At 50.9% G+C, this 24,902-nt stretch carries 26 protein-coding genes and 1 other annotated feature; of the genes, 6 read left to right on the top strand and 20 right to left on the bottom strand.

What is annotated here, in order from left to right; genetic code table 11:
* Positions 1-5: 5 nt before the first annotated feature.
* The 12 genes from AC0YOB_RS08380 to ilvB form a co-directional block, all read right to left on the bottom strand.
* Positions 6-377, bottom strand: a complete 372-nt coding sequence (locus AC0YOB_RS08380) for an ATP-binding protein (RefSeq protein WP_475792458.1) — start codon at positions 375-377, stop codon at positions 6-8.
* 236 nt (positions 378-613) lie between these two features.
* Positions 614-2,038, bottom strand: a complete 1,425-nt coding sequence (locus AC0YOB_RS08375; RefSeq protein ID WP_475792457.1) for an anti-sigma factor domain-containing protein — start codon at positions 2,036-2,038, stop codon at positions 614-616.
* Positions 2,035-2,865, bottom strand: coding sequence for an RNA polymerase sigma factor SigI (sigI, locus tag AC0YOB_RS08370; RefSeq protein WP_475769044.1), 831 nt, complete (start codon positions 2,863-2,865; stop codon positions 2,035-2,037). Before sigI ends, AC0YOB_RS08375 begins: the two co-directional genes overlap by 4 nt.
* 99 nt (positions 2,866-2,964) lie before the next feature.
* Positions 2,965-3,390 (bottom strand): FH2 domain-containing protein, encoded by a 426-nt coding sequence (locus AC0YOB_RS08365; protein WP_210045499.1) that lies wholly within the window; start codon positions 3,388-3,390, stop codon positions 2,965-2,967.
* Between the two features lie 216 nt (positions 3,391-3,606).
* Complete coding sequence (locus tag AC0YOB_RS08360; protein WP_210045498.1) at positions 3,607-4,155, bottom strand: peroxiredoxin; 549 nt, start codon at positions 4,153-4,155, stop codon at positions 3,607-3,609.
* A 247-nt stretch (positions 4,156-4,402) separates the two neighbouring features.
* Complete coding sequence (leuB, locus tag AC0YOB_RS08355) at positions 4,403-5,482, bottom strand: 3-isopropylmalate dehydrogenase (protein WP_210045497.1); 1,080 nt, start codon at positions 5,480-5,482, stop codon at positions 4,403-4,405.
* A gap of 261 nt (positions 5,483-5,743) precedes the next feature.
* Entirely contained in the window at positions 5,744-6,406 is a 663-nt protein-coding gene (locus AC0YOB_RS08350) for a response regulator (protein WP_475792456.1), read from the bottom strand.
* On the bottom strand, positions 6,403-7,764 hold the full coding sequence (locus AC0YOB_RS08345; RefSeq protein ID WP_475792455.1) for a sensor histidine kinase: 1,362 nt from the start codon (positions 7,762-7,764) through the stop codon (positions 6,403-6,405). The genes AC0YOB_RS08350 and AC0YOB_RS08345 overlap by 4 nt, the downstream gene beginning before the upstream one ends.
* 202 nt (positions 7,765-7,966) lie before the next feature.
* Positions 7,967-9,511 carry a 2-isopropylmalate synthase gene (locus AC0YOB_RS08340; RefSeq protein WP_475792454.1) on the bottom strand — a complete coding sequence of 515 codons (1,545 nt, stop codon included), beginning with the start codon at positions 9,509-9,511 and terminating at the stop codon, positions 7,967-7,969.
* A gap of 192 nt (positions 9,512-9,703) precedes the next feature.
* Positions 9,704-10,696 carry a ketol-acid reductoisomerase gene (gene ilvC, locus AC0YOB_RS08335; RefSeq protein ID WP_210045493.1) on the bottom strand — a complete coding sequence of 331 codons (993 nt, stop codon included), beginning with the start codon at positions 10,694-10,696 and terminating at the stop codon, positions 9,704-9,706.
* 134 nt (positions 10,697-10,830) lie between these two features.
* Positions 10,831-11,316, bottom strand: coding sequence for an acetolactate synthase small subunit (gene ilvN / locus AC0YOB_RS08330; RefSeq protein ID WP_210045492.1), 486 nt, complete (start codon positions 11,314-11,316; stop codon positions 10,831-10,833).
* Positions 11,313-13,058 (bottom strand): biosynthetic-type acetolactate synthase large subunit, encoded by a 1,746-nt coding sequence (ilvB, locus tag AC0YOB_RS08325; protein WP_475769039.1) that lies wholly within the window; start codon positions 13,056-13,058, stop codon positions 11,313-11,315. Before ilvB ends, ilvN begins: the two co-directional genes overlap by 4 nt.
* Positions 13,059-13,769: 711 nt before the next feature.
* Between ilvB and AC0YOB_RS08320 the strand changes: the two genes are divergently transcribed.
* Positions 13,770-14,225: a GNAT family N-acetyltransferase gene (locus AC0YOB_RS08320; RefSeq protein WP_475792453.1), complete on the top strand. Its 456-nt coding sequence runs from the start codon at positions 13,770-13,772 to the stop codon at positions 14,223-14,225.
* Between the two features lie 27 nt (positions 14,226-14,252).
* Here the strand turns inward: AC0YOB_RS08320 and AC0YOB_RS08315 are convergent, their stop codons facing one another.
* From AC0YOB_RS08315 to AC0YOB_RS08295, 5 genes are all read right to left on the bottom strand, one after another.
* The gene (locus AC0YOB_RS08315; protein ID WP_475792452.1) at positions 14,253-14,609 is read right to left on the bottom strand and encodes an eL33 family ribosomal protein; all 357 of its coding nucleotides are present in this window, start codon (positions 14,607-14,609) and stop codon (positions 14,253-14,255) included.
* A gap of 308 nt (positions 14,610-14,917) precedes the next feature.
* The gene (gene rplT, locus AC0YOB_RS08310) at positions 14,918-15,277 is read right to left on the bottom strand and encodes a 50S ribosomal protein L20 (RefSeq protein WP_210045488.1); all 360 of its coding nucleotides are present in this window, start codon (positions 15,275-15,277) and stop codon (positions 14,918-14,920) included.
* A 52-nt stretch (positions 15,278-15,329) separates the two neighbouring features.
* Positions 15,330-15,530, bottom strand: a complete 201-nt coding sequence (rpmI, locus tag AC0YOB_RS08305) for a 50S ribosomal protein L35 (protein ID WP_210045487.1) — start codon at positions 15,528-15,530, stop codon at positions 15,330-15,332.
* A gap of 27 nt (positions 15,531-15,557) precedes the next feature.
* Positions 15,558-16,100 (bottom strand): translation initiation factor IF-3, encoded by a 543-nt coding sequence (gene infC, locus AC0YOB_RS08300; protein WP_475792980.1) that lies wholly within the window; start codon positions 16,098-16,100, stop codon positions 15,558-15,560.
* 5 nt (positions 16,101-16,105) lie between these two features.
* Positions 16,106-16,270, bottom strand: a sequence feature (ribosomal protein L20 leader region).
* Positions 16,271-16,354: 84 nt separating this feature from the next.
* A complete protein-coding gene (locus tag AC0YOB_RS08295; RefSeq protein WP_475769037.1) occupies positions 16,355-17,593 on the bottom strand; it encodes a glycosyltransferase family 2 protein in 1,239 nt (412 codons plus the stop codon).
* Positions 17,594-18,299: 706 nt separating this feature from the next.
* On the opposite strand from AC0YOB_RS08295, the gene AC0YOB_RS08290 reads away from it, so the two are divergent.
* Positions 18,300-18,857 (top strand): phosphatase PAP2 family protein, encoded by a 558-nt coding sequence (locus tag AC0YOB_RS08290; protein WP_210045485.1) that lies wholly within the window; start codon positions 18,300-18,302, stop codon positions 18,855-18,857.
* Here AC0YOB_RS08290 and trmB read toward each other — a convergent pair.
* Positions 18,776-19,558, bottom strand: coding sequence for a tRNA (guanosine(46)-N7)-methyltransferase TrmB (gene trmB / locus AC0YOB_RS08285; RefSeq protein ID WP_475792451.1), 783 nt, complete (start codon positions 19,556-19,558; stop codon positions 18,776-18,778). The genes AC0YOB_RS08290 and trmB overlap by 82 nt on opposite strands.
* Before the next feature lie 161 nt (positions 19,559-19,719).
* On the bottom strand, positions 19,720-19,923 hold the full coding sequence (locus AC0YOB_RS08280; protein WP_210045483.1) for a hypothetical protein: 204 nt from the start codon (positions 19,921-19,923) through the stop codon (positions 19,720-19,722).
* Positions 19,924-20,234: 311 nt separating this feature from the next.
* Here AC0YOB_RS08280 and mnmL point away from each other — a divergent pair, with 311 nt between their 5' ends.
* Genes mnmL through AC0YOB_RS08260 form a run of 4 tightly spaced genes read left to right on the top strand, consistent with a single transcriptional unit; the run spans position 20,235 to position 23,255 of the window.
* Positions 20,235-21,200, top strand: a complete 966-nt coding sequence (gene mnmL, locus AC0YOB_RS08275) for a tRNA modification radical SAM protein MnmL/YtqA (RefSeq protein WP_475792450.1) — start codon at positions 20,235-20,237, stop codon at positions 21,198-21,200.
* Between the two features lie 7 nt (positions 21,201-21,207).
* Positions 21,208-21,810 (top strand): tRNA 5-(aminomethyl)-2-thiouridylate-methyltransferase MnmM, encoded by a 603-nt coding sequence (gene mnmM / locus AC0YOB_RS08270; RefSeq protein ID WP_475792449.1) that lies wholly within the window; start codon positions 21,208-21,210, stop codon positions 21,808-21,810.
* Positions 21,811-21,850: 40 nt separating this feature from the next.
* A complete protein-coding gene (locus AC0YOB_RS08265) occupies positions 21,851-22,246 on the top strand; it encodes a VOC family protein (RefSeq protein WP_475792448.1) in 396 nt (131 codons plus the stop codon).
* Positions 22,247-22,286: 40 nt separating this feature from the next.
* On the top strand, positions 22,287-23,255 hold the full coding sequence (locus AC0YOB_RS08260) for a type I phosphomannose isomerase catalytic subunit (protein WP_475792447.1): 969 nt from the start codon (positions 22,287-22,289) through the stop codon (positions 23,253-23,255).
* A 186-nt stretch (positions 23,256-23,441) separates the two neighbouring features.
* Here the strand turns inward: AC0YOB_RS08260 and AC0YOB_RS08255 are convergent, their stop codons facing one another.
* Positions 23,442-24,431: a C40 family peptidase gene (locus AC0YOB_RS08255; protein ID WP_475792446.1), complete on the bottom strand. Its 990-nt coding sequence runs from the start codon at positions 24,429-24,431 to the stop codon at positions 23,442-23,444.
* Between the last annotated feature and the right edge of the window lie 471 nt (positions 24,432-24,902).

Raw genomic sequence — 24,902 nt, 5'->3', positions numbered from 1 at the left:
ATCGGTTAATCGATATGAAGCGGAGAGACCAGCCATTTACGAAACGTCATCACAGTCCCGTGTGCACGATCACGTATCATATCCATATCATCGACGAGCTTCTCCACATTGGTTATTTGGCCCCGGCTCAGTCCATGAAATTGGTCAAACAGCCGCACTTCGATGCCGAGCTCCGATTCTCCTCTGCATCCGGCGATGGTTCGTATTCCCATATATCCTTTCTCACTGAATGCATTCAGCTTTATTGCCAATTCTGAAATGATATACGCAATAATCGTCTGATCAACGAGACCAAAGCCGATCGCTTTTGCAATGCCCCTTCCTCTCTGACGTGCGATGATGACATCGGCCGTCCCGCGAAAATGGAACATTTCCACTATACGATATCGCCTCCACTTCGTTAAACCAATTATTCCTGGTCTGCTTCCAAGTAGGGATATGCCTATACTAATCATAGAGATATCATCTATTTTGTGTCAACAGGAGATACTGTCGAAATACGCTGTTCCAAAAAGGAACAATATACCCAAGCTTTCGTCCCTGTTTCGGGACGAATTTGTAATATTGTGGTTAATATTACTTATTCGGGGATGGTTCTGTAATATTCTGGTTATTATTGCTTGTTCCCACCCGATCGCCGATCATCGGAGTCTCCCGGATTCTTCTCCCTTTTTTCGTCAAAATCGCGGCCTTTGGAAGTGTTTTTTGCCTCTTCCCGCCCGCGTCCTTGTTTGGATTCCGATTGGTCGTCCCGGGAGCGCTCCTGCTGATGCAGATTCCCGCCCCCTGTGATCCCATAGCTTCTATTATTCAGCCCATCCCGGTTATCGCTGCTGCGATGCCGGCTGCTGTCCTGGTTTTTACTGCTGCCGCGCTGGTTATTAACCTTATCCTCGTTCTGCTTGCGGCTATCCTTATCATGCCTTTTCGGGATGGGATGCTTCTTATCTGCAAGTGCCCCGTTTGCCTCATTTGGATGCAGCGCCGTATTAACCTCGCTCCCCTTCTTTGGCGAAGTTTTGCTGGTATTCGCTTTGCTATCGGAGCCTTTTTTAACCCCGGAATCCTTGCTGGCAGCCGTTTCTTTCTTATCCTTGTTATTTCCCGAGGGTGCGGCATCCTTCTCATTTGTCCCGGGCTGCTTCTCCTTATCCGCCGTTTGCGATTGATCAGACGCCGTATCTTTCACCTGGCTTTGCAAATCCTTCTCCTGCTTCAGCAGCTCCTGGAGCTGCTTCTTGTTCTGATCAGGCTGAACCTTCTGCGTATCACCGACAACCGCTTTGACTCCTCCCCAGTCCTCCGTGGTATGGGAAATCGAATGTTTCTTCAATTCCTCTACCGTAACCTCATGCCCCTGGCTCTTGGCCAGCAAATAAACAGCCATTTTTCCGGTAGATATTCCCTGTTCATTGGCTTCATCCCGCACTTCCTTCGGCGCAGACAACGTCGTCACTTCAACATGGGCTTCGCTTGGGAGAGAGGATTCGGCCAGCGCCTTTTGAACTGCTTCATCCATATGCTGCGTCAGCATCGATTCGTAGAATACGTCGTCATCCTGCCTCATCATAATGCTTGTAATGACAATATTGCCTTCATGATTTGCAAAATAAGGCCTCGCTTGAATACGCTCCATAATCGACTCCGTCACCTGCTCCAGAGGCAAATCACGGAAGGGAAGATCTGTAATGACAGCAGCTCCCGCCTGATTCAGGGCGCGAAGCTCAATCACGCGCTCGCTCTCGTCAATTCCCAGCTCCAGGCTAGGATTGATATCCATCGTCAAATATGCGGCCACAGCCGAATGCTCCTTGAAGGGTATCAGCAGCAAAGGTATGAGAAGAAGAAGCGTGAGCGCGACAGCCAGCGCGCTTAAGCGGTATATCCTGCGCGGACGATTCCGTCTGGCATTCGCCGGAAAAGTTATCTCTTCGCCGATGGATGCATCCGGTTTGAAAGGCACCCGATAGAATGAGCCATCAGGCGTCAGCACGATCAAATGACGTTTGCCTACCTCCATTATGATTCCGCGATTCATACTCTCTCTCCCTTCGACGGCGCTGCTTCCCTGTAAGATGATAGAACGGGCTCCAAATAATGCTGGAGATAAGGGTAGTCCCCATGCTGCAGCACAGCTAGTGCAATCAGATATTTGCGATTCCGCTCAATGGTTTTTCTCGAAACTCCGGAAACCTCACAAAGCTCTTTGACCGGGAGCTTGCGGGTCGTTTTCAATGTCATGTACATCCCTGGATCCGAAGCCAGACTGCAGCTAATAGCAATCAGCATCTGCCGGGAATCCGTATGCTTAGGCGATAAATCCGGCAAATCCATAAAGGAAATGCCATACATTTGCAAATTACGGTTATATTCAGCAATTTCCATTTTCCTGGAGTCCGCCTCTTGAGAAAGCTGATAGCGGTGAACCGATTCCCGCAGTTCAATGGGATTTACATTTTGTCCCTCTTCATCCAAACTATCAAAAGCGCTGTAGGGTACACATAAGTGATGGCGCTGTTCTTTTCGCACATAGTCAATAAGCCTGCGCCGGATCACCGTTTCGACAAACCCGAGAAACGATTTTCCTGCCTGGCTTGAAAACTGCTCAATCGCCTCGTTGAAGGCGCTGAGCGCAATACTGAACTCATCATCCCGCATGGGATCTATGTATCTTTTACAAAAACGGCTCGTAACTTTAGCGATATACGGCTTATAGGCAGCGATGAATTCATCGCGCGAAGCTTCACCGGAACGGATAAGCTCCACCATCGTCTCGGGACTGGCCCTGTCGTGCTTCTGCGGCGGCAAGCCGGCCCCGTGTTTGCCGAATAATCGTTTAAATACGACGAGTAGCAACCATTCCACCTCACCTTACATGCTTCGTGCTGATCCTCTGTCTTGAGGGGGTGTAACAACCTGTTCTTATCAAAGAAAAAAGCCCCCTTGACAAGGAGGCGTAAACCGTTAACAATATCCTTCAGATGTCCGCCGCTTACGAAGTTTGTTACGCCGCTGGCTTAGCGTTCCCAGCCTTCGTTTCAATTCCGTTTGCCAAGCTTCATCAGAAATTTGTTTAGCAAAGCAGAGCAGATCAAGTGCCATATCGATCTGATTTTGTACGACGTCCATGGGATCCTCGTCCTCGTTGTTTACGCAGTTCTCGAACAGGGTCACATTGTCCTGCTCCACATATTCAAGAAAATCGACTTCGGAAGCACCGTCGCCGTGGGCATATTCAGCCAAGATTTCATATTCGTTCTCAACCATATGATGAATTTCCACTCGATGACATACCGGACAGAATAGAATAGGAACATTATGAATATGTGTACGAAAATGTTTTAACGTACCGTTTGTGCCAATCATGCTTGCACCGCAACAGAAACTCATGACAGTCTCCCTCCTTACTCCACATTGAACATCTGTAAGAATCAGGTTTTAAACTTTTATAAAGGTATTCGTCACCTATGTTTATAATTCCTGCTTGACTGCGGATTAATACCCGCCCTACTTGACCGGCCTTCGTTTGCCACAGGCGGGGAATACGGCGAAAACCCGGCAGTCTCACGGAGACTGCCGGGTTTTATTGATTAATAAAGGAAAAATTTATTTCGCAACCAGATGTTTGTCGCCTGGTTTCCAGTTGATCGGGCACAAGCCGCCGGATTGCAGCGCCTGCAGAACACGAAGCGTTTCTTCAACGCTGCGGCCTACATCGTTATGGTTAACGACTTGATATTTGATTTCGCCTTCCGGATCGATGATGAACAGGCCGCGAAGCGCAATGCCTTCTTCTTCGATCAGGACGCCGTAGTCACGGGCAACACTTTTCGTAATATCTGCGGCAAGAGGGAAGTTCAATTTGCCAAGACCGTTATCGTTAACAGGTGTATTGATCCAAGCGCGGTGGCTGTGTTTGCTGTCTACGCTGACACCCAGAATTTCGGTTTTCAGCTCGCTGAATTGGCTTGCTGCTTCACTAAGAGCAGTGATTTCTGTCGGACATACGAAAGTGAAATCCAACGGATAGAAAAAGAGCACTAACCATTTGCCTTTGTAGTCTGCAAGGGATGCATTGCCGAAATCTTGTCCATTTCCAGTCACGGTTTCCAAAGAGAAATCAGGAGCCGGACGACCTACCAAACGTTCTGCCATTTGTGAATACCTCCTAAGGTTTTTTCGCGCTTTTGCTTCCGTGACCACTTCCGCTTGTGCGGCAGTTTGTCCAGGAAAGCTTGCGCTTTGATTATTCGGCGCCTCCCTTCACCCAGTCCCGATTGGTACGGATGACCGGATTTGGGAATTGCATGCGCCTAAAGAATTCTTGCCCTGTTTAAAATCCTAACATCACTTTGTAACAAAGTCAAGAATGAAATAATTACTTTTTAATAATTATTATAAATTATTTCTTCATAGCGGCAATAATCAAATCGCCCATGGCAACGGTGCCGATCGCCTTGCTTTTATCAACCGCGATATCTCCCGTGCGGTGGCCGGCGTTAAGCACGGATTCAACGGCATCCTCGATCGATTGCGCAGCATCCTTATAGTCAAAGGTCAGCCTGAACATCAGCGCAACGGAAAGAATAGTCGCGATCGGATTGGAAATGCCTTGTCCCGCAATATCAGGCGCAGAACCATGTACCGGCTCGTAGAGGCCGAAGCTTCCTTCGCCCAGGGATGCGGATTGCAGCATACCGATTGAACCGGTCAGCATCGCCGCTTCATCGCTCAGAATATCGCCGAACATGTTTTCCGTTACGATAACATCGAAGCTTGACGGACGGCGGAGCAGCTGCATTGCGCAGTTATCGACCAGAACATGCTCCAGCTCCACATCGGGATAGTCAGGGGCGATCCGGTTCACAACCTCGCGCCACAGGCGGGAGGTTTCCAGTACGTTCGCCTTGTCGACCGATGCCAGCTTCTTGCGGCGTGTCCGGGCTATCTCGAATGCCTGGCGGACAATGCGCTCAATCTCCGTAACATTGTATACGCAAGTATCCACGGCTTCTTCGCCGCCTGCACCCTCGCGGCGGAATTTCTCGCCAAAATAAATTCCCCCGGTAAGCTCGCGCACAACAATCAGATCTGTGCCTTCAAGCACTTCAGGCTTCAATGTAGAAGCTTCTTTGAGGCAGTCAAATACAGTTGCCGGACGAATATTGGAGAACAGACCGAGCGCCTTGCGAATGCCGAGCAGTCCGGTTTCGGGACGAAGCTCCTTCGGATTGTTATCCCATTTGGGTCCGCCAACCGCTCCAAGCAGCACTGCGTCGGCCCCCTTGCAAATATCGAGCGTTTCCTGAGGCAGCGGAGTGCCCTTCTCGTCGATGGCGATACCGCCGAACAAGCCATGCTCGGTTTCGAACTGGTAACCGAACAGCTCCTCGGTTCTCTTCAATACTTTAAGCGCCTCGGCTACAACTTCCGGTCCGATTCCGTCGCCCGCGATGACCGCTATTTTTTTCACGTCTGCCATAATGGTAATGAACTCTCCTTTGAATGGGGCTGCTGCCGCTCTTGAGGTCGCGATGCGTTCGCTGCCGAAGCTGACAGCCCTTTTGATTATGATTCTCAGTCTATGTTCAGTTGTACCATATTTCCGCGCATAAGACAAAGATATTAAAGCTATGACTTTTATAGGCGTTACGCATAAGCATATAACCGGGCAGTTAAGAGTAAACGGGCTTATTTTGCTTCTGCTTTCATGGAATCAGCTTTGGGCAGTTCTACGCAGTCTCTAGAACAACCCCATGTCCTTGGCTTTTTGGGCAGCATCCTTGCTGCTTTTGCCGCCCAGCTTGCGCAAAATATTGGTTACATGATTTTTGACCGTACGCAGCGACAGAAATTCCTTCTCCGCAATCTCGGATTGACTGTATCCTTCATGAATCATGGATAGCAGCTGCAGCTCTGAGGGAGTAACCTGCCGCTTGAACTTATCCACCTCGTATTCACGCTCCAGCTGCTTCAGGCGCCGGAACTCCTCCAGCATCTGGCGGGCCGCGGAGGCATCAATCGACGAATGATCGGCTGCCGCCTTGCGGACAGCTTCGGGGATTGTCGAGAAATCCGATTTGACCAGGTAATTAACCGCCCCGGCACGGAACGCTTCCACAACGAATGCTTTATCATCCATAGAGGTCAGCATAATAATCCGCGCATCCGACGACAAAGGGAGCTCTCCTGCAAGCCTCAGCCCGTCAGGGCTGTCGGCAAGCATAATATCAAGCAGGATGACATCCGGTCTCACCTCACCCGCACGCTGCAGTGCATTCTCCGCCGTATCCGCCTCCGCAACCGTTCTCATGTCTGGCTGACTGTTAATGTAGGCGGCCAGCCCTCTGCGCCAATCGGGATCATCTTCCACAATCATCACTTGTATGCGGTTAACATCTGTCATCGCCATGCTCCTTTTGCCTGTTTAATCGCCGGAAAATGGAAGGACACTACAGTTCCCCTGCCGGGCTCGCTTTGCAACTTCAGCTCGCCGCCCTGCCGATGCATCAGCTGGCTGCAGTACGCCAGACCAAGCCCGAAATTCATGGCTTTGCCGCTTTTCGTCGTAAAGAAGGGCTCTGTGACTTTGCGCAGATGCCGCTTTTCGATCCCCACGCCGCTGTCGCGCACCTCAATGGTGCTGCCGCGCTTTCCGCCAATCACTCTCACTCTGAGCTCTCCGCCTTCCGGCATCGCTTCAACCGCGTTGGACAGCACATTGTTGATCGCCTCAGCCGTTTGCGCGGGATCAGCCAGAACAGCAGCTCCCTCATCATAGTCGGCATGAAGAACGATCCTGCCCTGGAGCCGGGGCTTAAGCGCCTTCAACTGATCGCGAACGAGAGGAGCAAGACTGATCTGCTCCGGCTGCAGTCTGAGCTCCTGGGTGCGCTCGTGCACGCTGCGGATCATTTCCTCGATATGCACGGCAGCGGAACCGATGACGCGGATATCATCCCGCAGCTCCTCATCCGGTTCAGCCGCCCGCTCGATTTTGTCGCTGAACAGCTTGATTTTGCCAATGTCATTCTTGATGGCGTGATTGAGCATGGCTGTGCCGCTTGTAATCGCCCGCAGCGAGAAATCCAGTCTTTTGCGCTCAATAAGCAGCTGAACCCCAAGAAAACCAAAATTAAACAACGCTACTATAAAAACTACAAATGCAAAGGCGATTGGCCACACATTATAACGCCACATGCCGTAAACGCCGAATAAAGGCAGCAAATAATTCATAAACAGCGCAATCAGGACCGCTGGAAGGACCGCGGCCATCATCACCGCATGCGCTCTCCGGTCAGCCGGATGGCGGTCACGCTTCATAAGGAGCAGTACGGCTCCCAGAATCATATAGGGAATTGCCCATATCGCCAAAAGTCCAAAATGGACAGGGGTATTCGAGGTGACCGGAACCGCCAGCATCCCCACGGGGAACAGCAGCGCTGCAATTGGAAGCTTCCTGGCCCAGGAGAATGGAATCGCCCCCACGTGATAGGCGGAAGCAAAGCAAAGAAATGCGTATGGCAGAACATAATAGCTTATCCAGGAGCAGCCCCGCTGAAGAATGCGCAGCAGCTTCTCACGATCGTCATTGATCAGCCCGGATTCAAGCCAGGACAAAATCCAGCCCTCAAGAACGGAGGCCAGGGCTCCAGTCCCGCCGCAGAACGCGACCAGACTGAGCCAGCGAACGACGACGCTCTTCCGGTTGGTTGCCATCAGCAAGGCAGATGTGGTCCACAGCGCGATCCAAACAAATAACATCCGCTTTACGATCCTCCCAAAACATATATACCCCATTATAGCATGGGTTCATAGACCTAGGCGGGAAAAAAACGAAGACAGGCGGACATCAAATGCTATATATTCTGACTGAGAACCGAAAAAAACGCTTCAGCTCCACCAATCAAAGGCAAGGCTGAGGCGTTCTCTTTTTGCGGTCATGCTATTATTACGGACATCGGCTTTAAATCAGGCTCATCTTGTCGCGCCGGCCCGGCGACTTGCGTTTATCGATCAAACGATTAAGCGCATCGATATAGGCGCGTGCGCTGGCTTCCAGAATGTCGGTGCTCAGGCCGCGGCCCTGCGCCGATACGCCTTCCTGACCAAGCACGACATGGACCTCGCCAAGCGCGTCCTTGCCCTGTGTAACAGACTTGATCGAGTAGTCTTCCAGCTCGACCACTTCTCCGGTCACCGCATCAATCGCATTGTAAATCGCATCGACGGATCCGTTGCCCTCGGCTTTTTGTTCCCTTACACCGCGCTCCTCGATGCTGATACGGACAGTGGCGCTTGGCACCGACTGGTTGCCGTAGCTGACCTGGATCGTTTCCAGTGTAAAGATTTCGGGCGTATCCACCAGCTTCTCCTCAAGAAGCGCGCGAATATCCTCATCGCTGACATCCTTCTTCTTATCGGCCAGATCTTTGAATTTCGCGAACGCCTTGTTCACGGACTCCTCGTCCAGTTCATAGCCTAAATCGATAAGCTTCTCGCGGAAGGCGTGCCGTCCGGAGTGCTTGCCAAGAACAAGCTTGGATTCCTTCAAGCCGATAATATCAGGGGAAATAATCTCGTAGGTCGTTTTCTCCTTCAGCATGCCGTCCTGATGGATCCCGGATTCATGCGCGAATGCGTTTGCTCCCACGATTGCTTTGTTGCCCGGTACGACCATGCCGGTCAGCTTGCTGACCAGACGGCTCGTCTTGGCAATTTCGCTCAGCGTGAGCGACGTCTTCGCCTGGAAGAAATCAGCGCGCGTCGCAAGCGCCATCGCGACTTCCTCGATTGCGGTATTGCCCGCACGCTCGCCAATTCCGTTAATGGTGCCTTCAATCTGATCGGCGCCGTTCAGAATCGCCGCCAGCGCATTGGCTGTTGCCATTCCCAAATCATCATGACAATGCGCGCTCAGCTGAATCTTCTCGATGCCCGGAACCTCCGATTTCAGCGTTTTGAAGATATGGCCGAACTCGGATGGATTCATATAGCCCACCGTGTCCGGAATATTAACGACCGTCGCACCGGCGCGAATGGCCATCGCCGTTACTTCACAGAGAAAATCAAGCTCCGTGCGGCCGGCATCCTCCGGGGAGAATTCCACCTTATCAAAATACTGTTTCGCATAACGGATCGCTCTCTCGGCTGTTTCCAGCACCTGCTCCTTCTCCATCCGCAGCTTGTGCTTGCGGTGAATCGGCGACGTAGCCAGAAACAAGTGGATGCAGGGATCCTGCGCACCCTTCAGCGCTTCCTTGACCGCGTCAATATCCTGCTCCCGCGAGCGGGCCAGACCGATGATTGTCGCGTTCTTGACGGCGCGCGCAACCGCATTAACAGCCTCCAGATCGCCTGGCGAGGCGGCAGGAAAACCGGCTTCAATCCGGTCGACGCCCAGCTTCTCCAGCTGCAGGCCGATTTCGACCTTTTCTTTCGTGTTCAGGTTCACACCGGGTGATTGCTCGCCATCGCGAAGCGTCGTATCAAATACATAAATTTTACGCAAGTCGTACACCTCCATGAACGGAATGATCCCGGATGGCGAGACGGCCCCCTCATTTGCCAGGCAGGCAGTGCGGGGAGCGTCCCGATAATCCGGGATAAGATGCAACCGTATTTAAGAAGAAAAACAAGCCCGCCGTTCACATAGCGTGAACGACGCAGCCTTCTTTCCCCATCAGCTCATTCAAACAGTCGATTACTTCTTGATCCAGTGCATCAATTCACGAAGCTGTCCGCCGACAACCTCGATTGGATGCTCGGCTTCGTTGCGGCGCGTAGCCGTCAGCATAGCACGGTTGGATTGGTTCTCAAGGATGAAGTCACGGGCGAAACGTCCGGTTTGGATGTCTTCCAGAACGGCTTTCATCGCTTTTTTCGTTTCATCCGTTACAATGCGAGGTCCGGAAACGTAGTCGCCGTACTCGGCAGTGTTGGAGATCGAATCGCGCATGGAAGCAAGTCCGCCTTCATACATCAGATCGACGATCAGCTTCAGCTCATGCAAGCACTCGAAGTAAGCCATCTCTGGCGCGTAGCCGGCTTCAACCAGCGTTTCGAAGCCTGCTTTAACCAGTGCGCTTGCTCCGCCGCAAAGCACCGCTTGCTCACCGAACAAGTCGGTTTCGGTCTCTTCACGGAAGGACGTTTCGATAACGCCTGCACGCGTACAGCCGATACCTTTTGCATATGCAAGGCCGATTGCTTTGGCATTGCCTGTAGCATCCTGCTCGATTGCGATAAGCCCTGGAACTCCAAAGCCTTCTACATAGGTGCGGCGAACCATGTGGCCCGGCGATTTAGGAGCGACGAGCAGTACATCGGTATCTTTATTAGGGATAATTTGTCCAAAATGAACGTTAAAGCCATGGGAGAACAAGAGAGCCGCGCCTTTTTTCAGGTTTGGTTCAATTTCTTCCTTGTACACTTTGGCTTGCGTTTCATCAGGCATCAGGATTTGTACGACATCAGCGATTTTCGTCGCTTCCGCTACGGATAATACTTCAAAACCGTCGTTTTTAGCTTTGTCGGCCGATTTACCGGAACGAAGACCGATAACCACTTTCAAACCGCTGTCGCGCAGGTTTTGTGCTTGCGCATGTCCTTGGCTGCCGTAACCGATAACGGCGATCGTTTTACCTTGCAGAACGCTTTGGTCTGCATCTTTTTCATAATACAATGTAACTGCCATTGATAATAAAGCCTCCTTTAATTTGACCCTTTTGAGCGGGTGTTAAAGGAGGGATGGTCGGAATAAAGCTGCTATCCCGAGCTCCCCCGCTTTAACTCCCGCCCAAAATGGCGGTTCATGTTTAGCTTCTTCTACTACTTGGCGCTGCCGCGGATCATAGCGGTTACGCCAGTTCGTGACAGCTCGCGGATACCGTAAGGCTTCAGGAGCTCTACCATGGCGTCAATCTTGTCGGTATCGCCGACAACCTGAACCATCAGCGTGCTTGTGCCAATATCTACAACAGCTGCCCGGAACGTATCCACCACACCGAGAATTTCCGGACGGGATGAGGGTTCGGCATTGACCTTGATCAGTGCCAATTCGCGGCCAACCATAGGGTTGGCGCTCAGATCGATAACCTTGATAACGTCAATAAGCTTGTACAATTGCTTTGTTACTTGCTCAAGCGTGTGGTCATCGCCAGACGTGACGATGACCATCCGGGACAAGCCCGGTTCTTCGCTTGTCCCCACGGTGATGCTTTCAATATTGAACCCCCGGCGTCCGAACAAGCCGGAAACGCGCTGCAGAACGCCGGGTTGATCGTTTACGAGTACGGCGATTGTATGTTTCTTCATTCCGAATCCCCCAATAGCATATCATCGATCGTCGATCCTTGCGTAACCATCGGATAGACATTCTCGTCTTTGCGGACGACAAATTCGACAACAGCCGGTCCCGGATGATCCAAGGCCGCAATCCAGGCATCACGCGCTTCTTCCTTGTTCGTCGCACGGAAAGCCTTTACTCCATAAGCTTCAGACAGCTTTACGAAGTCGGGGCTGCCCGCCAAATCAATGTGGCTGGTCCGGTTCTCATAAATAAGCTCCTGCCACTGGCGTACCATTCCGAGCACCTGGTTGTTGATAATGGCCACTTTGACCGGTATGTTGTTAATCGCGCAAACCGCCAGCTCCTGTGCGCACATCTGCATGCCGCCGTCTCCATTAATGGAGACAACCAGCCGGTCAGGATGCGCCATCTGGGCGCCGATGGAGGACGGGAATCCAAAGCCCATCGTGCCGAGGCCCCCGGATGTGATCCAGGAACGGGGCTGATTAAAACGGTAATACTGCGCCGCCCACATCTGATGCTGACCGACATCTGTCGTTACAATCGCTTCGCCCTTGGTCGTCTCATGGATCATCTCGATAACCCACTGCGGCTTCAGCACCACTTCGGAATCGACGTAACCCAGCGGATGATCCAGCTTGGACTGCTGGATATGCGCACGCCAGGCATCGGCTTTGGCTGCATACTTCACTTCCTTGTTGGCCTGCTGCAGCACGGTTTTGATATCGCCAACGATCGGAATATCGGTAGGAACGTTCTTGCCGATTTCCGCCGGATCGATGTCAATGTGTACGATTTTTGCATTTGGAGCAAAGCCGTCGAGCTTCATCGTTACCCGGTCATCGAAGCGCGCTCCGATATTAACCAGCAGGTCGGCCCCTTGGATGGCTTTGTTGGCTGTAAAGGTGCCGTGCATTCCCGGCATTCCCATCCACAGCTCGTGGCCGCTCGGGAATGCGCCAAGACCAAGCAGCGTCGTTGTAATCGGCACGCCCGCTTTGGTGGCGAATTCATACAATTCCTCATGCCCGCCGGAATATACAACCCCTCCGCCTGCAAGAATGACCGGACGTTCCGCTTCCTCAATGGCTTTGATCATTTTGTCAATTTGCGGCTTCTTCGCCGAAACCGTCGGATTGTAGCCGCGGATGCTGACTTCGTTCACAGGCTTGAACATCGCCTTGTGCGAGGATACATCCTTGGGAATATCGATCAATACCGGGCCTTTGCGGCCAGTGTTGGCAATATGGAAAGCCTCATGGATAATGCGGGGCAGATCCTTAACGTCGCGCACCAGATAGCTATGTTTGGTAATCGGCATCGTAATGCCGGTAATATCCGCTTCCTGAAAAGCATCCGTCCCGATAAAATTCGTCGCTACATTGCCGGTGATGACGACAAGCGGCACCGAATCCATATACGCGGTTGCGATACCTGTCACTAAATTCGTAGCTCCCGGTCCCGACGTCGCTATACATACGCCGACTTTACCGCTTGCACGCGCATAGCCGTCTGCCGCATGAATGGCGCCTTGCTCGTGACGGGTCAGCAGATGATGGAAATCCGAGAATCCATGCATCGCATCATAAATGAACAATACAGCTCCTCCGGGATAACCGAAGACGCAATCGACACCCTCAAGCACCAAGCTGCGAAGCAGCATTTCCGAACCGGTAATGACATCTGGTTTACTCATTCTTTCCATCAATTCTTCTTTTGACCTTAGCGTTGCACTTTGAGCGACCATTAAGTCGTCCTCCTCTCTAGAAAAACAAAAAAACCTTCCGCGCCCTGACGCTTGTTCAGCGTCTAGGGACGAAAGGTATATCTTCCGTGGTACCACCCAGGTTTGTTATTCACTTCGCAGCAAATAACCTCAACAGGTAAGAACGGCGTGCATGCCATCGTTCATACCCTGGCACATTAACGTGTGCCCTACGATTTCCCCTAATACGGTCTCCACTATAAGATGCTTCAATCATCATCCAATCGGGAAAGCTTTTCAGGGAAACAGCTCCGAGGTGAGCTCGTTGGAAAGGGTTTTTGGCGACGGTTGCAGCAAATCCGTCCGCTCTCTGAGCAAAAGAGCCCTTAACACTTCGTCCTCTTCATAGCAGATACATTATTTTGTGAATATCAGAACAAAACCTGCTTGGCCGTTCCGATATTTCCGGAATATAACGCTTATCATCCATGACGACACATAGCCCAGCCCGATACTTCGTGCCAGCGATTACTTGCGTCATATGATGAGCTTCATCTTGCTTACAGCTTATTATATGCTTCGGCACCGGGTTAGTCAAGAACCATTATAAGCTTCTGCCGAAGCAAAAACTCAAGAAATCTATCCTTGCACTGCGGAGCAATTCCCGGCGTCCGTACATAAGATGGTAAAGCATAATAAAAGCCGGTATAAGCAGCTGCAAATTTAAGCCTGGCCGAAAGCGGGTTGATCTCATTGATTAGACGTAGACGGGCGCGGACCGATGATCCCGAGATTATCCGCCTGATAATCAGGGAACTGATCCCTCTTTCCTATACGACATCCCCCAGGGATGCGCAAGCAATCCGCGACCTGCCCAAGCGGCTTCGTGACGGCGTCACCTTCGTCGCTGCACGAACAAAAACGAGCACGCCGATGGGCTTCGTCCATCTCTATATACGAGGTGAGACGCTGCTTTACGACATGCTCGCTGTTCATCCCCAGCATCGGGGAAAACAGCTGGGAACCCAATTGATGGCACAAGGGGAAGCATACGGGCGGATTCACAAATGCAAAATAGCCCGGTTATTCGTGGATTACAGCAATCCCCGCGCAATGCGGCTTTACACCCAGCTTGGCTATGAAACCGTCCGCGACCTGCCAGAATATCAATGTTATGAAATGATCAAATCATTGACAACTTCTTTTTAATACTCCTAATCTGCAGAACGGCAGTTATTAATAGAAGTTTTTAAATCCCGGCTGGCAGCATGGACCTCCGAAGCCGCCGCCGAAGCCGCCGCCATAAGGGCCTCCAAAGCCGCCGCCACCGAAGCCACCGCCGAAGCCACCAAAGCCACCGCCGAAGCCGCCGGCAAACGGAAGTGTGCCGATCGCCAGTAAATCAAACAGCACGAGCGGCAGAATCGCTTTGGTCTTGACTGATTTTGCTTTATCTTTGCCCGCCGGACGCAAATAGAGCTTATTCTGATGGACGCGGACGAGCTTGCCCGTCCGTACCGAGCCGTCTTTGCGAACCACATAAATGGTTTTGCCAACAAGTTTACGAGCTTGCTCATTGGAGACGCGTTGCATATGCAATCCCTCCTCTAATTTTCTTGCGAACCTTTACTCCCGGCATCCCGCTGCATCGGGCCATTCGCTTAAGGCACCGAAAGCTTAGTTGTCCTATATAGCTTATTCGGAACCGGCAATTAGGGACTGTACCGTTGTCCATAGGGGACAAAGATAGGCCGTGCGGTTGTCCTGTTTTTAGTTACTTCCTTGAGCATGGCAGCGGGATAGGGTCACATGCCTTGAATTCCGGAATTTCAATGGACGCAACAAAAAAGAGCCTGTTCCATAGATGGAAGGCTCTTTTTTGTTCATGCTATGTGTAAACGCTACGCGTTTACTTTCTCTTTTGCGATGCCTGCAAGCGAGTTGAATGCATTAATGTCATTGACAGCAAGGTCAGCGAGCATTTTGCGGTTCACTTCAACTCCAGCTTGTTTCAAGCCGAACATGAACTTGCTGTATGACAGCCCGTTCAAACGTGCTGCAGCATTGATACGAACGATCCACAGTCTGCGGAAATCGCGTTTGTTGCGGCGACGGTCGCGGTATGCGTAGAGCAGCGACTTCATCACTTGCTCTTTTGCTGTTTTAAACAGGCGATGCTTGGAGCCGAAGTAGCCTTTAGCCAGCTTCAAAACTCTTTTACGACGACGTGCGCGGACAAATCCGCCTTTAACTCTTGCCATGAATAGAAACCTCCCGAATGTTGGTTATGCTTATGTTTACTCTCGTAATGTACTATTTCAAGTTTGAAAGACCTTGCTTCAAGCGGCGTACATCGCCTGCTGCCATAAGCGGCTGCGTTGCCAGTACGCGCTTTTGACGGGCTGACTTGCCGGAGAGCAAATGATTGCGGAACGCCTTGAAGCGTTTCACTTTGCCGGTACCGGTAATTTTGAAGCGGTCTTTCAAACTGCTGTGTGTTTTCATTTTAGGCATTTGGTGATCCTCCTCATAGATTAAACCTTAGTTGGTTGTTTTGGGCGCCAATATCATGATCATGCTGCGGCCTTCAAGCTTCGGCATACGTTCCATCACGCACAGATCGGCAACTTCCTTCGCCAGCCGGTCAAGAATTTTCTGACCGACGGATGCATGCGTAATTTCGCGGCCGCGGAAACGGACGGAGCATTTCACTTTGTCGCCTTCACCCAGAAATTTCACAACATTGCGGAACTTTGTCTGGTAGTCGTTCTCGTCGATATTGGCACGGAACCACACTTCCTTGGTATCCACAATCTTCTGATTCTTGCGGGCTTCCTTCTCTTTCTTCTGCGTTTCATAGCGGAATTTGCCATAATCCATGATGCGGCAAACCGGCGGTTTCGCAGTGGGCGCAATGTTAACAAGATCCATGTTTAAATCGATTGCCATTTGCAGCGCTTCACGAAATAATTTGATTCCGATTTGTTCTCCATCGGCGCCTACTACACGTACCTCGCGGGCCCGAATTTCATCGTTGATTTGATGTTCCCTGCTAATAACCTGCCACCTCCAAATTTTGCGAATCACAAACAAAATAAAAAATGCGGATCCGCACGGACCCGCATTCCATTAACCAAGATTGTAGGCATTTCAATCATCGCCACTCTCTAGCGGCGAGCCTAAGTCAATCATCGATCGCGAACCAGCCAGCCGACTGCCGGACAGGTGAGAAGCGGGTGCTTCTGCTTTTGCTTAACACCAGACATGCTGGCGCTACCGAATTAATATAGCATAACAATCCAATTGATGTCAATCACCAAATGACAAGCGGAGTCAGATCAGACCTGTTTGCTTTGCACTTCTTCCAGACGTAGCACACGCGTATGCTGGGTATGGCTCCATTGCTTGTTGTTTTGTGTAAAGAAGGCATAGAACGTAATAGGCAGCCATGAGAGCTGGAATACGATCATGGACAGCAGATGCGCATACATCTTGCCGGATTTGATGCCTTCCAGAATCATCACGAGCGGGAACATGACCGCTGTTGCTGAGATCGCAACAATCGGCACCCAGTACGGCAGGTAATAATAAATCGACGTAAATGCATTATGGGCAGGAATTATATTATCCATCCAGAGCATCGCAGTCGCTACAAAGCCGATAAAGGTGTTGTACACCGAGATGGAGTACAGTGCGGCATCGAATTTCACAAAATTGCGCTCCTTGATGCTCGCCCACAGCAGCGGGAAGAAGTAATGCCGCGCTACTGTAAAATGCCCCTGCATCCAGCGCAGACGCTGGCGCGATGAAGCCTTGAAGGTCAGCGGCTTCTCGTCGTATACCTTGGCGTCGTAATTAAGTACCGGGTGAATACCGCGTTTTACACACCGCATCGAGAACTCCAGATCCTCTACCAGGCTGGTTGCTCCCCAACCCATTTCCTTCAACAGCTCGGAATCAAAGCACATGCCTGTTCCTCCGAGGTAGTTGGCCATGTTCAGGTTTCTGCGGGACAGCTGCCACAGCCGGTTGCAATACCAGTACGTGATGGCATACGATGCTGTAACCCATGAATCGGCAGGATTCTTCGTATCCAGATAACCCTGAATGACTTTCTTGCCTTCACAAAGGTCATTATTCATGTGGACGAGGAAATCGTTGCCGACTAGGTTGTCGGCATCAAACATGACGATCGCATCGTACTGGCGGGGCATGCCCCAGAGCTCCTTGAGCATCCATTCAATCGCATGTCCTTTGCCGCGCAAATGCGGATTTTTCCTCTCGCAGGCATGAACACCGTGGCTCCGTGCAATATCGGCGGTGGTATCTGTGCAGTTGTCGCAAATGACAAAAATATCGTAAAGTTCTTTCGGATAATCAAGCTTTTTCAAGTTTTCGATTAATGCCCCGACCACCTGCGCCTCATTGTGAGCGGCGACAAGCACTGCGAATGACTTTTGCGGTTTGTGGTTGAGATGTCTTTTTTTTCTGACGATGCCGAATAACGAAATTGTAAACTGGTAAACACCGACGAAAGCCAAGAAGATCTGGAAAAAAATTAAAAGAGAATTGACCATAACTTTTACTGCCCCCTTGAGACCCCATTTTTCATATTCTCTCTGTTTTTTGTTGCGTGCGTTGTTCATTGATGCGGTTTTATGTTTGTTTTCCGCAGCCATAATGATTTTCCACACAATTATTCTTTTTGTCAAAAGCGCAAATGGCCTTTTTTCGGTCATGTAAGCTTGGAAAAGGGCTTACATAACCATTCAATGAGCTCAAACCATGTTTTTCTGTCGTTACTCCCTTATTTTGACTCATTTACGAAAAATGCTGCCCATTTACTTAACGAAAATACAATGGGAAAAGTTTCATCCAAGCCTGTTTCCAATGTGACGAAATGATGAACGCAAAGGCATATTTCCATCATTCACCATTGGAGACGGCGTTTTGGACAGTATCCTAACTTAAGCTTCTCATGTATCTCCATAACATCTTAACCATCCTATGCCGATTGTAAAACGGAAAATTTCGGTCAAAATACGATTAAATTCTCCTGTCCATGCAAAATAGGCGTTTTTCTTTGAATAAACGCCCCCAAATAGCTCGCAAGATACAAGAAACGACCTGCAACTCTAATTTGCACCCTAGTTCGTATAAGCCTATATGTGGTTAAATAGTGATAAGCAAATGATGCGGATTGACACAGCGTGAACAAATCGGCTGTAAACTGAAAATAAATTCGGAAAATCCAGCTTCGCCTTAAGGAAGGAGGTTTGCTCTGTGAGTCGAGTCGTGTACTGGCTGCAATCCAATGAGCAGCGGATATTTCTGTGGGTGAACCGCGGACCTTCCCATCGGGGTTTGAATAAGTGGCTTGGAAGATGGTTGAATATGATCACGCATACGGGCGGCGCGACGTTCACACTGGTCACCGCCCTATTATGCGCGCTGCTGGCCGCCGAGCCCTGGCATACCGCTGGTTGGCAGGCGGCGATTGCAGTCGCCATCAGCCATTTACCGGTCGCGCTTGTGAAGCGCAAATTCCGGCGTTTGAGACCGCATCAAGCTCTGCCGAAGGTAAACACAGTGCTTAAGCCATTATGTGATTCCTCATTCCCATCCGGACATACCACAGCTATTTTTGCCTGGCTGATGCCTTGGCTGGCCGCAGAATCCGCTCTGATGCCTCTGCTGCTGCCGGTCGCTCTTATTCTTGGCGTCTCCGTCGGATGGTCGAGGATGTATCTGGGACTGCATTATCCCTCTGATGTTGCGGCAGGGGCTGTACTGGGATCGCTGACCTCGATGCTGGTGTGCGCCACCTGGTCCTTCAACTGAGTCTGCCGCTTGGTTTCCCTGTGCGCAGACACAGCCTCTTGGCCGATGACAACCTCCACCCGGTAGATCGGATTGCCGCGATCGACAAATTTGGCTTCATATTCAGTCAGCACGAGATCGTCGCGCAATCCTTCCTTATGCAAATCGAGTGAGATGCTCCGCATATGAAGCTCCATGTCCGCGAAGCTGTTCAGCGAAAACTCGAACAGAGACTGGGAGTCCGTTTTGAAATGAATTTCACCGAGTGAATTCAGAATCTCGATGTATTTCGACACAAACCGCGAGTGGGTCAGCCTTCTTCGCGCATGCTTGCTTTTTGGCCAGGGATCGCTGAAATTCAAATGTATGCGCTGGATCTCACCGGGAGCAAAAATGTCTTCGATCGTCTCGATATTAGCCCGGACAAGCGCCAGATTCCGCGGATTCTCCTCCCCTTTTTCCGCCCAGGCGGTGCGCGCCTTGTCGCTTGCCCGGCGAATCAGCTCGTCGTACATATCAATGCCGATGTAGTTAATCTGAGGATTGCGAACGCTCATATCCGTGATAAAACGTCCTTTGCCCATTCCAAGCTCCACATAAATAGGATGGCCATTGTCAAATAATTCGCTCCAGCGCCCCTTGAGCGGCGCCGCCTCCAGAACGACGAGCTCCGGCTGCGCTTCCAAGCTTTCCCGAATTCCTTTTCTTCCTCTAAGACGCATAGTCGCTTGATTCCTCCAATATCGCTTTACCCTTATTCGTCCTTATTGTGCCGAACAACAGCGCGCTTGTAAAGACCAGCCTCAAATATAAAAAAACAAAAAGCCGATGGCGTCAGAAGTCTCGCCGCTCGGCTTAGGCTGTATATTCAAAAAACATTCTTTTAATTAAGTATCTGACGGGAATTGCCCTGCGCGCTATCCGATTCATAGGTTTCCACCAAAGCTTCATTCAGCTTCTTGCGAGCCGAAACTTCAATATTATGGTTACCATGAAAGCGTATACCGGCCAGTGCCATCATTTCCTTGCGTGTCAATTGAATCGTAACCTTCTCGTCCCCTTGGGGAATTTTCACTTGCGTGTTCATCCTGAATCACCTCACGGTTTTTAGTTAATAGAATTTCCAGAAAACCGACAAGCTATGACAAGTGATTGGAATAAGGGTGAAATAACCGAAAATGTTGATTTGTCGCACTTTTAATATAACACTTTATGTAAGGTATTGCAAGCCTTTTTCGTTAATTTGAGCGGACTTTTTTCCAGTAAATAATGGGGTTCTCCAGTCGTTTAAAACTGGATTATTTTTGAGATGGGGCGGCGGCGTAGCGCTCCGTGCAAATTTTCGATACAATTGTGATTAATGATTGCAAGATGACTTATGCAAGAGGAGAACATGCTATGCAGGCGATTACGCAGGTTGACCATCCGGGCGCTGCGCCCAGGCAGTGGTCGGATAAACGGTTCCATACCTGGAACTATGAAATGCGCGAGCAGTTCGGCGGGAAGGTATTCAAGGTCATGCTGGATGCAGGCTTCACCTGCCCCAACCGCGATGGCTCCATCGCTGCCGGCGGCTGCACATTCTGCAGCGCGCGGGGATCGGGAGATTTTGCCGGCAGCCGCCGGGACGATCTGGTCACGCAGTTTAATACGATCAGGGATCTGCAGCATCAAAAATGGCCCGAGGCGCGTTATATTGGATATTTTCAGGCTTATACCAACACCTATGCTCCTGTTGAAGAGCTCCGTGAATATTATGAAGCGATTCTGAGCCAGCCTGGTGTCGTTGGATTGTCGATCGCGACAAGACCGGATTGTCTGCCGGATGATGTGGTGGACTATTTGGCGGAGCTGAACGAACGAACCTATCTATGGGTAGAGATGGGGCTGCAGACGGTTCACGAATCCACGTCGCAATTGATCAACCGGGCGCATGATACCGATTGCTATAAGGATGCCGTCGCGCGTCTGCGGGCGCGAGGAATACGCGTATGCGCACATATTATCTACGGGCTGCCCCAGGAAACGCATGAGATGATGCTGGATACTGGACGCGCGGTGGCAGCCATGGATATACAGGGAATCAAAATCCACCTGCTGCATCTGATGCGCAAGACACCCATGGTCAAGCAATATGAAGCCGGTCTGCTGCGTTTTCTTGACCAGAATGAATATATTGGTCTGATCGCCGATACGCTGGAACTGCTCCCTCCGGAGATGATTGTCCACCGGCTGACCGGCGACGCTCCCCGCGACCTGCTTATCGGACCCATGTGGAGCCTGAAGAAGTGGGAAGTGCTCAATGCTATTGATGATGAGCTCAGCCGCCGCAATACCTGGCAGGGCCGGTTATGGGAGGCATAGGCTGAGAATGGGGTTCCTATCCGTTCTGGGCATGGCCCACAAGCTGGCTGCCGGCCGCCTGTCACCCGGAGATACAGCTGTTGATGCGACATGCGGCAATGGCAATGACACTCTGTTCCTGGCCGAGCAGATCGGCCCCCGCGGCCGCGTGTATGCCTTCGATATTCAGCAGCAGGCTCTGCGGCGCACGAAGGAGCGTCTTGCTTATTCCCTCCCCCGGGAGCGGATTCCCGAATTGTGTCTCATCCATGGCAGCCATGCCGGCATGGCCATGCATATCGCGGAGGATTCCAGGAAGCGTCTGGGCGCTGTCATGTTCAATCTTGGCTTCCTCCCGGGACCTGAGGCCGATACATCCATTATCACAGCGAGCGTATCTACGCTCGCTGCCCTGGATGCATCCCTTGGGCTGCTTCGTCCGGGCGGCATTTTGACAATCGTGCTGTATCCCGGCCATCCCGGAGGCGATCAGGAAGCGGCTGCTGTGGAGCAATGGGCGTCCTCGCTGCCCCAGGGTGCGGGACAAGCCGTACTGTACCGCATGCCGCAGAAGCCTGCCTCGCCCTTCCTGCTGGCAGTGGAGAAGAAATCAATCCAGACCAAAGACTAGTCCCGGGGCAATCGCTTGAAATTATAAGGAGGAATTCATAATGGCTGTACGTAAACTGGAGCATGTAGGCATCATGGTTAAGGATTTGGATCAATCGATTCCCTTTTATACCGAAGTAGTCGGTTTGAAGCATCTGTATACCATGACGCACACCAACGGCATCATTCGTCTTGCTTTTCTCGCGGGGGCTGACGCCCAGGAATCCCAGCTTGAGCTGGTGGAAGGCTACGAAGGAGAGCTGGCTGTTGAAGGCAGAACTCATCATACCGCCTTCACCGTGGATGATGTTGAGGCAGAATTTGCCCGTATCAAGCGGCTTGGCGTTCCATTAAAAGACACCGAAATCACGACATTGCCCAATGGAGCGCGTTATTTTTTCTTTTATGGCCCCGATGGCGAGTTTCTCGAGATGTTCCAGCCTGCACCTGGCCGGTAGAACCGGCACACCACGATACATAAATAAAGGAGAGATCCACTTGACACAAGCTTATCCCCTGCAATTCAAAGCCGAAATGAAAGAACGCATTTGGGGCGGCCGCGCCCTTGAACAGTTTGGACTCGAGCTTCCGGATGGCGCTATTGGCGAAGGATGGATGATCGGCGATCATCCTAACGGTATAACCAAAGTTATGAATGGCGGGCTGGCCGGGCTCGGACTTGACGACATCAGAGAAAAATACGGACGGGAATTCTTCGGAACAAAAGGATTTTCCGAGCGCAACGGCCGCTTCCCGCTGCTGATCAAGCTGCTGGATTGCAATGATGACCTGTCCATTCAGGTCCATCCGACTGATTCTTACGAAGGCCTACCCGCTGGCGAGCTCGGAAAGACGGAAATGTGGTATATTCTTGAAGCCAAACCTGGTGCTAAAATCATTTATGGCCTCAAAGACGGCGTTGACCGCGGCATTCTCGCCAAAGCCATTGAGGAAGGCAAGGTTATGGACTGTCTGCAGGAGGTCCCCGTGGAAGCAGGAGATGCCTTCTATATTCCGGCAGGGACCGTTCACGCTTTGTGCGCCGGTGTCGTCGTAGCCGAAATTCAGCAAAATTCCGATACGACCTACCGGGTGTACGACTACAACCGCCCAGGTCTGGACGGCAAGCTCCGCGAGCTGCATGTTGAAGATTCACTGAATGTCATTGCTTATGAGGGCGCAGGCGCAACCAGAATGAAGACGGATGCGGCCAAGGCCAATGAATGGCTGCAAATTGCCAAATCACCCTATTTTATCGTTGAAAAAGGGTTGGTGCGGGCACCGTGGAAGCTCTCCACGACTGCAGAGAGCTTCGTAATCCTCGTGGTGGCTGAAGGCACAGGTGCTATTAGCTGGAGCGGAGGCAAGCAGGAGATCAAGGCAGGAGAATGCTTTCTGCTTCCCGCCAGTCTCGGCGCCTATGAGCTTGACGGTGAAATGACCGTCCTGCGAAGCACCACTCCTTAACTTTCGCGCATAATCAGCATTGACTCCCCATGTTTTGCGAGGGCGAGTGATCCAAGAAGCTGTCCGCATTCCAATAAAAAATCCCCGCCAGAACGGGACCGTTTCGGGTCCCGCTTCCTGACGGGGATTTTTAATTAGCTTCAGGCTTCAGTAGATCCTTATAGGGATGAATGCCCGGCTCTGTCATCAAATGGCGCTTCCGCCGAACATGAAGCGGTATTCCCAATGCTTGCCGGCGATCGTGTCCGTGCGGACTCCGCCTGATTCTTTGGAGTACGTCTGCAGGATTTGGCCATTGCCCAGATAGATTCCAACATGGGTAATCGTCTGTTTTGATTTATCAATGCCGGAATAGGCTGATGCGGATGTTCCCTTATAGGACATGAAGAACATGAGATCTCCGCGCTTCAGCTGCTGCCAGTTTGTTGTGGTATGGCCCTTTTGTTTGACATAAGTTCCCTGCTGGCGGGAATCTGCCGGTAAAGTAAGGCTGATGCCGTCTTTGAATGCCGTCCGGACAAAATCGGAGCAGTCAAAGGTTGTAGTCGTATTGCGGTCGGAGCCGAACTCATAAGGCGTGCCCAAATATTTCATACCGGCAGCAATCACTTTTTCGACCAGTGCGTTCTGATCGCCGCCTCCGCTGTTTCCATTGCCCGGATTAGCAGGAGCCGTCGGCTGTCCGCTTACTTGTATGTACTGCTTGTCCGTGCTGATATATCCCGTCACTCCGTGCGAATCCCTTACGTTGTACCAGTAGGAGTTCGGCTGGCTCAGAATGGTTACCGTTTCACCTCTGGCCAGATAACGCATGCGCGTTGCGCTGGTGGAAGGTCCTTCACGAAAGGAAACGGAGGATACGATTGTTCCAGTTCCCGTACCTGCCGGTGTGCTGCCTCCCGAAGCTGCCGACGGCTTGATATAACGGCTGGAGGTGGACACATAGCCGGTGCTGCCCCCGGCATCTTTCACCCGGTACCAATAGTCGTTGACTTCTGACAATATTTCAACCTTGTCACCGGCATGCAGATACTTCATCACACTGCTGGATGTGGATGGGCCGCTCCGAAAGCTGACCGAGGCTACAATTTCCGCCGATGCTGCCATAGCCGTCAAGGGGACATTCAATAAAGCAATCAGAATAAGGGCCAAAATCATAGTTGTACGCTTTTTCATTCCGTGATGACCTCCATTTTTGGCTTGCTTTTGATATATTCGCGGTGATCTCAATTCTCATGCTCCGATGGACAACAATATAGTGCCTTTAGCATATCCCTCCTTGATTTTCCAATTTAGGTCAATCCTGCTCGCCCTTTCCCATTGTACTTTCCACCCGTTTCAAGGATAAATCATACCTTCGGCTTAATTTACCATGGCAGGTATAGGATATTAGGATTATGAAAGCGATTGCAAAGATAATAAAAAAAAGCACCCCCGAGGGGATGCTTTTGAAATAAAACCATTGCCAAATCTTACTTTCATGACATTAATATACCTTTTACAATCGGTCCTATATAAGTACTTTGGAACTATTATATCCCAGTAATTTTAGTTCCGAGGTAATTGTTTCCATTATCGATCCGGTCTTTCATATTTTACATTTATGGTTCTTTCGCATTAAATTTGTCTCATAATTCATCCATTGGA

The organism is Paenibacillus sp. JT31N17 (assembly GCF_056269255.1).
This window is presented reverse-complemented; position numbering and strand designations above follow the sequence as displayed.

Bases quoted from the DNA above. Each gene is read 5' to 3' on its own strand.
- ilvN (WP_210045492.1), bottom strand. From the start codon at position 11,316: ATGAAGAAACATACAATCGCCGTACTCGTAAACGATCAACCCGGCGTT.
- ilvB (WP_475769039.1), bottom strand. From the start codon at position 13,058: ATGGTCGCTCAAAGTGCAACGCTAAGGTCAAAAGAAGAATTGATGGAA.
- AC0YOB_RS08345 (WP_475792455.1), bottom strand. From the start codon at position 7,764: ATGTTATTTGTTTGGATCGCGCTGTGGACCACATCTGCCTTGCTGATG.
- AC0YOB_RS08280 (WP_210045483.1), bottom strand. From the start codon at position 19,923: ATGAACACGCAAGTGAAAATTCCCCAAGGGGACGAGAAGGTTACGATT.
- AC0YOB_RS08295 (WP_475769037.1), bottom strand. From the start codon at position 17,593: ATGGTCAATTCTCTTTTAATTTTTTTCCAGATCTTCTTGGCTTTCGTC.
- AC0YOB_RS08360 (WP_210045498.1), bottom strand. From the start codon at position 4,155: ATGGCAGAACGTTTGGTAGGTCGTCCGGCTCCTGATTTCTCTTTGGAA.
- AC0YOB_RS08375 (WP_475792457.1), bottom strand. From the start codon at position 2,038: ATGAATCGCGGAATCATAATGGAGGTAGGCAAACGTCATTTGATCGTG.
- mnmL (WP_475792450.1), top strand. From the start codon at position 20,235: ATGCAGGCGATTACGCAGGTTGACCATCCGGGCGCTGCGCCCAGGCAG.
- AC0YOB_RS08365 (WP_210045499.1), bottom strand. From the start codon at position 3,390: ATGAGTTTCTGTTGCGGTGCAAGCATGATTGGCACAAACGGTACGTTA.
- trmB (WP_475792451.1), bottom strand. From the start codon at position 19,558: ATGCGTCTTAGAGGAAGAAAAGGAATTCGGGAAAGCTTGGAAGCGCAG.
- rpmI (WP_210045487.1), bottom strand. From the start codon at position 15,530: ATGCCTAAAATGAAAACACACAGCAGTTTGAAAGACCGCTTCAAAATT.
- ilvC (WP_210045493.1), bottom strand. From the start codon at position 10,696: ATGGCAGTTACATTGTATTATGAAAAAGATGCAGACCAAAGCGTTCTG.
- AC0YOB_RS08350 (WP_475792456.1), bottom strand. From the start codon at position 6,406: ATGACAGATGTTAACCGCATACAAGTGATGATTGTGGAAGATGATCCC.
- mnmM (WP_475792449.1), top strand. From the start codon at position 21,208: ATGGGGTTCCTATCCGTTCTGGGCATGGCCCACAAGCTGGCTGCCGGC.
- rplT (WP_210045488.1), bottom strand. From the start codon at position 15,277: ATGGCAAGAGTTAAAGGCGGATTTGTCCGCGCACGTCGTCGTAAAAGA.
- AC0YOB_RS08315 (WP_475792452.1), bottom strand. From the start codon at position 14,609: ATGCAACGCGTCTCCAATGAGCAAGCTCGTAAACTTGTTGGCAAAACC.
- AC0YOB_RS08265 (WP_475792448.1), top strand. From the start codon at position 21,851: ATGGCTGTACGTAAACTGGAGCATGTAGGCATCATGGTTAAGGATTTG.
- AC0YOB_RS08255 (WP_475792446.1), bottom strand. From the start codon at position 24,431: ATGAAAAAGCGTACAACTATGATTTTGGCCCTTATTCTGATTGCTTTA.
- leuB (WP_210045497.1), bottom strand. From the start codon at position 5,482: ATGGCAGACGTGAAAAAAATAGCGGTCATCGCGGGCGACGGAATCGGA.